Annotated in this window: 10 protein-coding genes (1 of these 10 cut by a window edge); 6 read left to right on the top strand and 4 right to left on the bottom strand. The window is 63.7% G+C overall.

Translation table 11 applies throughout. The annotated features are described in order from the left end of the window. Nucleotides 1-873, top strand: the 3' portion of a protein-coding gene (locus ACWPWQ_RS16105) for an NnrS family protein (RefSeq protein ID WP_454010252.1). The gene continues 321 nt to the left of window position 1, outside the view; the window shows 873 of its 1,194 coding nt (coding positions 322-1,194); its start codon lies beyond the left edge, outside the window; the stop codon is at nt 871-873. A 3-nt stretch (nt 874-876) separates the two neighbouring features. Here the strand turns inward: ACWPWQ_RS16105 and ACWPWQ_RS16100 are convergent, their stop codons facing one another. Next, nucleotides 877-1,446, bottom strand: coding sequence for a helix-turn-helix domain-containing protein (locus ACWPWQ_RS16100; RefSeq protein ID WP_454010251.1), 570 nt, complete (start codon nt 1,444-1,446; stop codon nt 877-879). A gap of 116 nt (nt 1,447-1,562) precedes the next feature. On the opposite strand from ACWPWQ_RS16100, the gene ACWPWQ_RS16095 reads away from it, so the two are divergent. Together ACWPWQ_RS16095 and ACWPWQ_RS16090 are read left to right on the top strand one after the other, a co-directional pair. After that, nucleotides 1,563-2,714, top strand: a complete 1,152-nt coding sequence (locus tag ACWPWQ_RS16095) for a benzoate/H(+) symporter BenE family transporter (protein WP_454010250.1) — start codon at nt 1,563-1,565, stop codon at nt 2,712-2,714. A 147-nt stretch (nt 2,715-2,861) separates the two neighbouring features. Further along, nucleotides 2,862-3,926 carry a DUF3103 family protein gene (locus tag ACWPWQ_RS16090; protein ID WP_454010249.1) on the top strand — a complete coding sequence of 355 codons (1,065 nt, stop codon included), beginning with the start codon at nt 2,862-2,864 and terminating at the stop codon, nt 3,924-3,926. A gap of 118 nt (nt 3,927-4,044) precedes the next feature. Here ACWPWQ_RS16090 and ACWPWQ_RS16085 read toward each other — a convergent pair whose 3' ends face one another. Beyond that, entirely contained in the window at nt 4,045-4,515 is a 471-nt protein-coding gene (locus tag ACWPWQ_RS16085; RefSeq protein WP_025325515.1) for an Lrp/AsnC family transcriptional regulator, read from the bottom strand. A 160-nt stretch (nt 4,516-4,675) separates the two neighbouring features. Here ACWPWQ_RS16085 and ACWPWQ_RS16080 point away from each other — a divergent pair, with 160 nt between their 5' ends. Next, on the top strand, nt 4,676-5,194 hold the full coding sequence (locus ACWPWQ_RS16080; RefSeq protein ID WP_454010248.1) for a phosphatase domain-containing protein: 519 nt from the start codon (nt 4,676-4,678) through the stop codon (nt 5,192-5,194). Between the two features lie 213 nt (nt 5,195-5,407). On the opposite strand, the gene metA is transcribed toward ACWPWQ_RS16080, so the two are convergent. Further along, entirely contained in the window at nt 5,408-6,361 is a 954-nt protein-coding gene (gene metA, locus ACWPWQ_RS16075; protein WP_454010247.1) for a homoserine O-succinyltransferase MetA, read from the bottom strand. Between the two features lie 144 nt (nt 6,362-6,505). Here metA and ACWPWQ_RS16070 point away from each other — a divergent pair, with 144 nt between their 5' ends. Further along, nucleotides 6,506-7,744 carry an HD-GYP domain-containing protein gene (locus tag ACWPWQ_RS16070; RefSeq protein WP_202047715.1) on the top strand — a complete coding sequence of 413 codons (1,239 nt, stop codon included), beginning with the start codon at nt 6,506-6,508 and terminating at the stop codon, nt 7,742-7,744. 27 nt (nt 7,745-7,771) lie between these two features. Continuing rightward, a complete protein-coding gene (locus ACWPWQ_RS16065; protein WP_454010246.1) occupies nt 7,772-8,935 on the top strand; it encodes a molybdopterin-binding protein in 1,164 nt (387 codons plus the stop codon). Between the two features lie 7 nt (nt 8,936-8,942). On the opposite strand, the gene ACWPWQ_RS16060 is transcribed toward ACWPWQ_RS16065, so the two are convergent. Continuing rightward, nucleotides 8,943-9,458, bottom strand: a complete 516-nt coding sequence (locus ACWPWQ_RS16060) for a metal-dependent hydrolase (RefSeq protein WP_319912282.1) — start codon at nt 9,456-9,458, stop codon at nt 8,943-8,945. Between the last annotated feature and the right edge of the window lie 542 nt (nt 9,459-10,000).

Here is a 10,000-nt window from a genome sequence, read left to right as displayed (position 1 = left end):
CTACCCTGGCTTGGAGAAGATAATCTCATTCTGATGGTACTGGACCTGGCCTGGTTGCCGCTCTGTGCCTGGTTCCTCGCCAAGCCCGTCATCATGACGCGCCAATGGCGCAACCTCTTCTTTGCCCCCCTGCTCCTCATATTGACTCTGCTCAATGGAGCCAGCTGGTTATGGCGAGATGACTGGAGCACAGTGGAGCATCTGCTCATCACGACGGTATTGCTGTTCACCACCCTGATTGCCGTGATGGGCGGACGTGTGATTCCCTTCTTCACCGCCAGGGGCACGGGTCAGGAGAAGGCGCCGCCCAGCCCTTGGCTGGAGCGCGGGGCACTGGCCTCTCTCTGGCTGATCCTGCTGCTCTGGCTGCTGCCTAGCTCATGGATCAACTCTCTATATATAGTGCCTCTATATATAGTGGCGGCCGGCTTGCATCTGGGCAGGCAATTGCGCTGGCGACCCGGCACCACCCTGGCACAGCCCCTGCTATGGTCGCTGCACCTGGCTTACCTGTTTATTCCCCTTGGCCTGCTCGCCCTCCCGGCCCAGGCTGCGGGGCTGCCTCTCAGCTTGTCCCTCGCCAGTCATCTTCTCAGTGCTGGCTGCATGGGCACCATGATCCTCGGGATGATTGCCAGGGTGTCACTCGGTCACAGCGGCAGAGCCCTGCACGTCGGGCGCAGGATCACCCTGGCATTCGCGCTGGTGATCCTCTCAGCCTTCGTGCGGGTCTTGCTCCCTCTGCATTGGCCTACCTTGACACTGACGGGATGGAACCTGAGCGGCTGGAGCTGGATAGCGGCCTATGGTCTGTTTGTCTGGGTCTATACCCCCATCCTGACCCGCCCCAGAGCCGATGGTCGTCCGGGTTAACCATCAGGGGCGAATGGCAGGATAGTGGATCAGGTTGTGGAAGACGGCCGGGGCTATTCCCAGATTGCGGTAACCATGGGGACGGTCGGCGGCGAAGCGTACGGCTTCTCCCTGATCCAGCGAGCGCCACAGCCCATCGACCAGCACCTCCATCACACCGCTGATGACGATTACATGTTCGGTCACCCCGGGCTCATGGGGTTCAGATTCCCGCTGATAGCCGGGTAGCAGGGTCAACTCGAACAGCTCGAAACCGAACCGGTCTTCATAGGGAAACAGGGGCGCCACCTGCATGCCTTCGCCCGCCGGTTGCTGGCGAATGTCATCGGCGATGCGATAGAGCGTCTCCCCCGCCACTGCCGGGGTCGGCTCGATAAAGCTGGAGAAGGAGACCCGAAACCCGGTAGCGATCTTCCACAGGGTCGCCACCGTCGGGCTGGATTCCCCCCGCTCTATCTGCCCCAGCATGGCCTTGCTCACCCCCGTCTCGCGGGCAGCCACATCCAGACTCCACCCCAGTTCGGCGCGCAGCCCTTTCAATCGCTGAGCCAGGTGCCGATTCATCTCCTGCATACGCCCTCTCCCGAATGCTGCATCTTCGCCTTGTGCGCTATAGCGCACGTCGCTATAGTCAAAGCCACATTGTACGTAATAACGCACAAGCTATCAGCATACACAAGGATGTCGCCATGCCCTTTGCTCTCCCTCATCTGGTCGCAGGCCTAATCGCCGTCCTGGTTGGCTATACCAGTTCGGTCGTACTGATCATTCAGGCGGCTACCGCCGCCGGCGCCGATGCAGCCCAGGTATCTTCCTGGCTATGGACGCTGGGTATCGGCATGGGTGTGAGCTGCATCGGCCTCTCCCTCTATTACCGCACCCCCGTGCTGACCGCCTGGTCAACGCCGGGGGCCGCCCTGCTCATCACCAGCCTAGGCAATTTCAGCCTGGCGGAGGCCATAGGTGCCTTCATCATCTCCTCCTTGCTGATCACCCTGTGCGGCATCAGCGGCTGGTTCGATCGGCTGATGCACCACATTCCGGCTCCCCTGGCCGCCGCCATGCTGGCCGGGGTGCTGCTCAGATTCGGGCTGGACCTGTTCAAGGTGGCCCCCCAGGATCCCCTGCTGCTTGGCGCCTTGCTGCTGGCTTTCCTGCTCGGCCGCCACCTCTGGCCCCGCTATACCATGGTGCTGGTCCTGGCCACCGGCATGCTGCTCTGCGTCCTGAGGGGCGAGCTGCAACTGGCTGAGGTCCACTGGCAGCTCTCCAGCCCGGTGTGGATCTCGCCGACCTTCTCCATCAACGCCGTGCTGGGGATAGCGATGCCGCTGTTCCTCGTCACCATGACGTCGCAAAACATGCCCGGCATCGCGATCCTCCGTGCCCATGGCTATCAACCGGCCACCTCATCCCTGATCGGCTGGACCGGCCTGACCGGCCTGTTGCTGGCCCCCTTCGGCGGCTACGCCTTCAACCTGGCCGCCATCACGGCCGCCATCTGCATGGGCAAGGAGGTGGATCCCGATGCCAACCGTCGCTGGCCCGCCGCCGTGTGGGCGGGTTGCTTCTACCTGCTGACCGGTTGCTTCGGGGCGACTGTGGTCGCCTTGTTCAGCGCCTTCCCCACCGCCCTGGTGACCTGCGTGGCCGGACTGGCACTGCTCGGTACCATAGGCAGCAGCCTGCACGGCGCGCTGCAGCAGGATGAAGAGCGGGAAGCAGCACTGCTCACCTTCCTCATCACGGCCTCGGGGATCAGCCTGCTAGGGGTCGGTTCCGCCTGCTGGGGATTGCTGGTCGGTGTGGCGCTGCATCAAGTCAACCGGCTCCGCGCCTGACCTGACCATCTGGGGAGACCCCAGTGAGACACAACACATAATTCGGCAAGGATGCTTCACAGCCGAACCCAACTCCCGTCTAGTGAAGAAGAGGCGCAGATTCTTCCCGATGCGCGCCTCTGTCAGACTCAATACTGGAGAAGAAGAATGAGGAATCAGGCTGTCATTTTATTGCTGACCCTGCTGGGCGCCACCAGTGCCCATGCCGCCGACACGGACAGGGAGCTGGCACGCCAGCTCGCATTGCAGCAGAAGAATCTGCTGCCCCTGCTCGCCAATCAGGAATACCAGAGTCCGCTGCCCAACCTGCTGCAAAAGGCGAGCCCACGCCTCAAACGGCAGGCCACAGATGCCAACCAAGCCGCCATCAACCGCCAAGGGCTGGAGGGGGAAGTCAAACAGCTGATGCAGTTGCGACTGGCCAACCCCGAGCAGGCTAATGCGCTCAAACAGGGAACAGAGCCACTGATTGCCTACGTGCCAAGCGGCGATGAGAAGAGCTGGAGCGCCATCGAAGCGTTCGATGGCGCCGGCAATCCGGTCTACCTCGACGTGAACCAGCCACCGGAGCGACCCGTGCTGGTAGTTGAGACCGACCCCGTCAAGGCCAAGAATGCCGGCCTGAAGGTGATGCGCAAGGCGCTGGCTGCCGCCGACATCCAGGCGGCCCCCCGTGCAGCCAGCAACACGGTTCCCCTCAAGACCAGCATCCTCAAGAAGATCAGGCTCAGCGATGATCAGGAGCCCTGGCTGCTCGGCGCCGCCGAGGTCTACGCCGTCGTGGCCGGGGTCAATCCCGGCCGGGACGAACCCGTGGTGGACATAGTCGACATGCCTTACCTCGATCATGACAACACAGACTACAGCCCGAACCAGATCCTGGTGTACTGGGATCGTTATCGCTGGGGCGCGGTCGACCTCGTCATGATGGAGCAGGATGACAACGTCAACTACAAGGAGCTGAGCGCCCTGCTGATCGAGGCCCTCAAGCTCGGCTTCACCGCGGGTGGCGTGCCGGAAGCCCTGCCCTTCCTCGATCTCGGCGGTCGCATCGTCAAGGCACTGCCCAACTCCTGGATGACCAACAACGACGACTACCTGGATACCTTCTACACCCTGGAGCAGGACCAGAGCTACCACCAGTATCCCGGTGCCGCCGGCAATGCGGTCATCACGCTGGAGCCCAAGGAGATCCAGCCGACCAGACCCTGATCATCACCCACGGCAAAAAGCCAATGAGGCAACTCATTGGCTTTTCTCGTTTCTGTATCAAGGGCTCAAGGCCAGCTGACATCATGCAGATCTATTTCAGAGCTGGACGTCCTGGCGCTCAGGGATGGGTGAAACAGGGCAGGGATCGGCTGAATCTGTGCTCGAACACCAGGGAGGTCTCGAGGTGTACCACCTCTTCCCGTGAGGTGAAGTGATCGAACACGAAGTTGCGCAGGTGCTCGGTGTCGGCGACGCAGAGGTGCACCAGGAAATCATCCTTGCCACCCATGTGAAACAGGCTGATCACCTCGGGCAACGCCAGGATGGCATCGCGAAACGCATCTATGATTTGCCGGCTGTGGCGCGCCAGCTGCAGGGAGACCATGGCCTGGATATGGCCGCCCAGGGCCTGATAATCCACCTCGCAGTGAGCGCCCTTCAGCACCCCGTCCTGTTGCAGCTTGCGCACCCGCTCCAGGCAGGTGGAGGGAGCCACCCCGACCAGGGCCGCCAAATCCTTGTTGGTCATGCCCGCATCGCGAAACAGATGGGCCAGGATGTCCAAGTCCAGTTGATCCAGGTTTCTCATCTCTACTCCTTCCATCGCTCTATTTTTTTAGACTCTGCCCGTAAACCGGGCCGAACACAACGCAGATTGACATCGCACCCGCGCCCTCTATGCTGTGCCGCACTCAAACAGGGGGCCAACAAGTTCGTTTGACACCCGATTAGCACCGACAAGGATCCTCATGCTCAGTGCCCACCCCTTCTGGAGCCTGGAGGTTCCGCGCCTCGACGGCCAGCTGTTGCTCACCCCCTGCCCCGGCAACCAGCAGGTTGCCATGCCGCTCGCCCTGGCCCAGTTGCAGCTGGCCGGTGCCGGCGGAGTGCTCACGCTGATGACGAAGGATGAGCTGGCCGCACGCGGCGCAGGCTCCCTCGGCTCACTGGTCAAGGCCAGGGGCCTGGCCTGGTTCCACCTGCCCATAGCGGACGATGAGGCCCCCGATGAAGCCTTCGAGCAAGCCTGGCTCCCCGTGCTGCCGCAACTGCTCTCCCTGCTGCGCGAGGGCAGACACCTGGCCATTCACTGTCACGGAGGGAGCGGTCGCACCGGGCTGGTGGCGGCCCTGCTGCTGATGGCCCTAGGCCAGCCCCAGCCGGAGGCCATGGCCACCATCCGGGCCAGGCGGCCCGGCGCCTTCACCCTGGCCTGCCACCACCACTGGCTCGACACCCGGGGGCGGCGACTGGCCGGGGCCGACTAAAGTGTGCCCTGGCCCTTGGAGTGCTCGCAGGTAAAAACCTTGTCGATCTCCTCCAGTCCTATGACACCTGCCTCCTGGGCGGCTTATAGCTGAGCACCTTGCCGATCTCCTCCGGCCAATAGCGGGTGCGCCGGCCCTATGACACCTGCCTCTTGGGCGATTTATAGCTGAGCACCTTGCCGATCTCTTTCAGCCATAGCGGGTGCGCCGGCCCTACACCTGGCCCTTGGGCTGCTCGTAAGTGAACACCTTGCCGATGTCCTCCAGCCGATAGCTGGTGAGCTGATAGACGTAGTAGTTGAGCCAGTTGGAAAACAGCAGGTGGCCGTGGCTGCGCCAGGTAGCGCGCGGGGCCTGATCGGGATTGTCGCCCGGGTAGTAGTTGACCGGGATGACGGGGGTGAGGCCCGCCGCCAGATCCCGCCGATATTCGCCGTCCAGGGTCAGGGCATCGTATTCGGGATGACCGGTGACGAACACCTGGCGGCAATCCTTGGTCGCCGCCAGATAGACGCCGGCCTCCTCGGACTCGGCGAAGATCTGCAGATCGGTGTGGGCGCGGATAAGATCCCCGTCGAAGGCCGCATAGCGGGAGTGGGGCGCAACGAACTCGTCATCGAAGCCACGCAGCAGCGGCTCGTGCTCGTCGAGGCGGTGGTGGCGATAGACCCCTGACAGCTTCTCGCCGTGGGTCTGCTTCTCCATGCCATACAGGGCTTTCAGCGCCGCCTGCACCGCCCAGCACAGGAACAGGGTGGAGGTCACATGCTGATGGGACCACTCGATGATCTCGACGATGCGCGGCCAATAGACCACCTCCTCGAACTCCACCAGCCCGAGCGGCGCCCCCGTGATGATCATGCCGTCGTAGTTGTTGCCACGCACCTGCTCGAAGTCGTGATAGAAGTTCTCCAGGTGCGCCTGGGGCGTGTTCTTCGACTCCCGATCGTCGATGCGCAGCAGATCCACGTCCACCTGCAAGGGCGAGTTGGAGAGCATCCGCATCAGCTGGATCTCGGTCTCTATCTTCTTGGGCATCAGGTTGAGGATGAGCACCCGCAGCGGACGGATGTTCTGGGTGACGGCCCGGGATTCCGTCATCACGAAGATGTTCTCCTGCCCCAGCACTTCGGCGGCGGGCAACTGGTCCGGGATCTTGATCGGCATGCTGACTCCCTGTACTGCATCGGTAAATATGTCTGGACATCTAGAAGCCTATAATAAAGCGCTCATCCTGTCATCAGATACCTTTTGTATTCACCCCTGCCTTTGACTAGCATACGGCTCTGTGTGTCTCTCGTGCCCAACCCCATGACAGGAATCAAGATCTCGGTCGATCGGCTGCAAGTCGGCAATTACGTCTCCCTGCCACTGGGATGGCGTGAGCACCCCTTCCTGTTTTCCAGCTTCAAACTCAAGAGTGAAGAGGAGATAGAGCTGATCCGCCGGCTCGGTCTCAAGCTGGTGACCATCATCCCCGACAAGAGCGACGCCCCCCCCAAGCCCCTCGATCAAGTGCAGCCCGCACCGGATGGCGCTGACGATCTGGTCGGGCGCCAGCAGGAGATGCAGCAGGAGAAGACCAGGCGCATCGAGCAGTTGCAGCGCTATCGCCGGGATCTGCAGCAGTGCGAGAAGCATTTCCAGCAGTCCCTGGCCCAGGTGCGCAACCTGATGGGCAAGATCCAGTCCCGCCCCCTCAACGCCATCAATGAGGCCCAGGAGCTGATCAACGCCATGACGGAGCAACTGCTGTCGGTGGACGAGATGGTGCTGCACCTGGTCTCCGACAGCGCGGATGGCAACAGCCTCCAGTTCCACTCCCTCAACGTCAGCGTGCTCAGCATGCTGCTGGCCAGGGAGTGCAAGCTGCCGGCGGAGGCTATTCGCCAGGTCGGCATGGGGGCCCTGTTCCACGACATCGGCAAGCTGAAGATCCCGAGCCAGATCCTGCGCAAGACAAGCCCCCTGACCAAGCCGGAGCAGAATCTGATGGCCCAGCACCCGCGCTACGGCCTGGAGCTGCTGAGCCTGGCCAGTGACTTCCCCGAGCCGGCGAAGCGCATAGTGCAGTACCACCACGAATACCTGGACGGCAGCGGGCCACAGGGGCTCAGGGGGGATCAGCTCGACCCCCTGACCCAGATCGTCTCCCTCATCAACGAGTACGACAACCTCTGCCACCTGCAGGCCAAGGTGCCCTACTCGGCCCTCGGCAACCTCTACAAGCAGCGCAAGGCCCAGTTCAACACCGACCACCTCGGCATGCTGATCCGCCTGATGGGCATCTACCCGCCCGGCAGCGTGGTGCAGCTCTCCAACGGTCAGGTCGGGCTGGTGATGTCGGTCAACGCCTCCCGCCTGCTCTACCCCGCGGTGCTGGTGTACGATCCCCGCATCCCGCGCCAGGAGGCGGCCATCATAGATCTCGAGCAGGCCGAGCTCTCCATTGCCAAGGTGATCCACCCCAAGCGACTGCCGCCGGCGGTGTTCGAGTACCTCAACCCCCGCACCCGGATCAGCTACTACTTCGAGCACAACAAGCCCTGATCGGGGTCCACCATCCAAGGAGTCTGCATGCGTATCGAGATCATCAGCACGGGGGACGAGATAGTGACCGGCCTGGTAGTGGACACCAACGCCGCCTGGCTCAGCGCCCTGCTGCTGGAGCAAGGCTGGCAGGTGCGCCGTCGCCTGACTGTGGGGGACAACCTCGCGGATCTGAAGGCCGCCTTGCAGGAGAGCGCCGACCGGGCCGAGGTGGTGCTGGTGTGCGGGGGGCTCGGCCCCACCGCGGATGATCTCACCGCCCAGGCGGCGGCCGAAGCCTTTGAGCAGCCGCTCGCCCTGTTCCCCGACTGGCTCGCCACCATGGCCGAGCGCTACGCCAGCCGGGGCCGCATCATGGCCCAGAGCAACAGCAAGCAGGCCTGGCTGCCCCGGGACTGCGAGATCCTCGACAACCCGGTCGGCACCGCCTGCGGCTTCGTGGTCAGCCACCCGGCCAGCCACGGCCAGAGCCGGCTCTTCTTCACCCCGGGCGTGCCGTTCGAGTTCAAGCAGATGGTGCGCGAGCAGATCTTGCCGCGCCTCAAGGCGCTGGCGGGGGAAGAGACGGACACCGAGCTGCGCCGCTTCTACACCTTCGGCATCTCGGAATCCGCCCTCTCGGACAAGCTGGATGGGGCGCCCTGGCCTGCGGGCATCGAGCTCGGCTACCGCTCTTCCATGCCCCTCATCGAGCTGAAACTCATCGGCCACGGCGCCAGCGCCGCCGACATGGCGGCCGCCGAGGTGCGCCTGCTCGGGGAGATAGCCCCCTGGCTGGTGGGACGGGGCCACGAGGCGCCGGCGCAGCAGATCCTGGCCCTGCTGGGGGAGCGGCCGCTGTGCCTGCAGGAAGGGGAGAGCCGGGGCGCCCTGCTGGCCATGTGCCACCCCCATCCGGGGCTGGAGGCCAGCTTCAGCCACCACCTCCCAAGCGAGCTCGACCATCTGACATGCAGCGGACGGGAACCCAGCCTGACCATAGGCAGTGCGGGCCCCGACGGCGTGCCGCTGCTGCTGTGCGCAGACGGCCAGCGAATCGGCCAGCGGGTGAAGCTAAGTCACCCGGATCCCGAGAGCGGCCGCCGGATCCTCGCCTTCGCCGCCCTCGACATGCTGCGCCGTCACCTGCAGGGGCTGCCGGTGCTCGCCGACTACCTCACCCTGACCAGAACCGCCAGCCGCATCGACTGATGCCGGGCTAGAAGGCGCCTAAGCCCCCATTCCCATGCACCCAGTACCCGGCGAGCGCCAGGGTCAGCAGGCAGAAGGCCCTCTCGTAGCCCCCGCCGCTCTTGAGGGGCAGGCCGGGCAGCCGAAAGCGCCGGCGCCAGGGCCAGAACAGGGGGATGCCCATGGGGGTGAGCCAGTCCCCCAGCAGGTGGCTGAGGTAGCCGACGATGAGGGCATCCTTCATCACCCCGGACAGAAGGCCGGGGGCCTGAAACTGCGCCAGCCCCCATATCCCCAGGCCGACCGCCAGCAGGCTGTGGGTGAAGCCGCGATGGCCGAACAGCCGGGAGAGGGGCCCCGAGATCCAGGGCAGTTGCCGACCGAGCAGGGACTGGGGGTGATCGAGATCCGGCAGCAGGGCGCTGGCCAGGGCCATGGGCACTATGTGCCACAGGCTGCCTTCGGCCAGGGCCGGAGTGAGTTCGACCTTGTGGGCAAGCAGGGCGCAGGTGACGGAAAACAGCAGGTGGCCTTGGGCGGTCATGGGGCTCGTTCGGTTGGACAAGAGGGCAGTAGGGTCGGCAGCGACCCGCGTCAACGCCTCGGGGCGGCGGCAGATTAAAATCCCTTGAACCGCCTCTGGCAAGGTGAATCGTATCGCCACCCTGAACTTGATACCCATCGGGGGCCGCCGTCGGTGAAATAGTCAGCAGATACCGCCAAATACACCTCATTTGACACTCAGCAAGCGGTCGGGCCAGCGCCATCGGCCCAACTCCCCGTCACAGAGTATTTCCTCAACCCGGCTCACCCATTTGCACTCGGCTCGTTGACCCGGACGGCGAAATGCCAGAATACTGCGGTTCTTGGCCGCTCTCGCTCTGGCGGCATAGGTTCTTGGCAAGGATCCCGCCCCCGGCCACAGGGGGGCTAGCCGGATCGGGACAACGAAGGAGGATCCCGGTGTTAAGCAAAGCGTGGTTTCAGCTGTCGGCAGACATGACCTATGTCTGTCTGCGCATTACCCCGGGTCTCACCGAGCCCGTCCAGGAGCAGCATGTCCTGGCCCTGCTGCGGCTCTCCAAC

It is taken from the genome of Aeromonas sp. Marseille-Q7275, from assembly GCF_965119515.1.
Note: the sequence above shows the minus strand (reverse complement) of the source record. Positions and strands in the feature narration are given on the sequence as shown.

Coding starts and splice junctions, on each gene's coding strand:
- ACWPWQ_RS16100 (WP_454010251.1), bottom strand. CDS start 1,446: ATGCAGGAGATGAATCGGCACCTGGCTCAGCGATTGAAAGGGCTGCGC.
- ACWPWQ_RS16095 (WP_454010250.1), top strand. CDS start 1,563: ATGCCCTTTGCTCTCCCTCATCTGGTCGCAGGCCTAATCGCCGTCCTG.
- ACWPWQ_RS16090 (WP_454010249.1), top strand. CDS start 2,862: ATGAGGAATCAGGCTGTCATTTTATTGCTGACCCTGCTGGGCGCCACC.
- ACWPWQ_RS16085 (WP_025325515.1), bottom strand. CDS start 4,515: ATGAGAAACCTGGATCAACTGGACTTGGACATCCTGGCCCATCTGTTT.
- ACWPWQ_RS16080 (WP_454010248.1), top strand. CDS start 4,676: ATGCTCAGTGCCCACCCCTTCTGGAGCCTGGAGGTTCCGCGCCTCGAC.
- metA (WP_454010247.1), bottom strand. CDS start 6,361: ATGCCGATCAAGATCCCGGACCAGTTGCCCGCCGCCGAAGTGCTGGGG.
- ACWPWQ_RS16070 (WP_202047715.1), top strand. CDS start 6,506: ATGACAGGAATCAAGATCTCGGTCGATCGGCTGCAAGTCGGCAATTAC.
- ACWPWQ_RS16065 (WP_454010246.1), top strand. CDS start 7,772: ATGCGTATCGAGATCATCAGCACGGGGGACGAGATAGTGACCGGCCTG.
- ACWPWQ_RS16060 (WP_319912282.1), bottom strand. CDS start 9,458: ATGACCGCCCAAGGCCACCTGCTGTTTTCCGTCACCTGCGCCCTGCTT.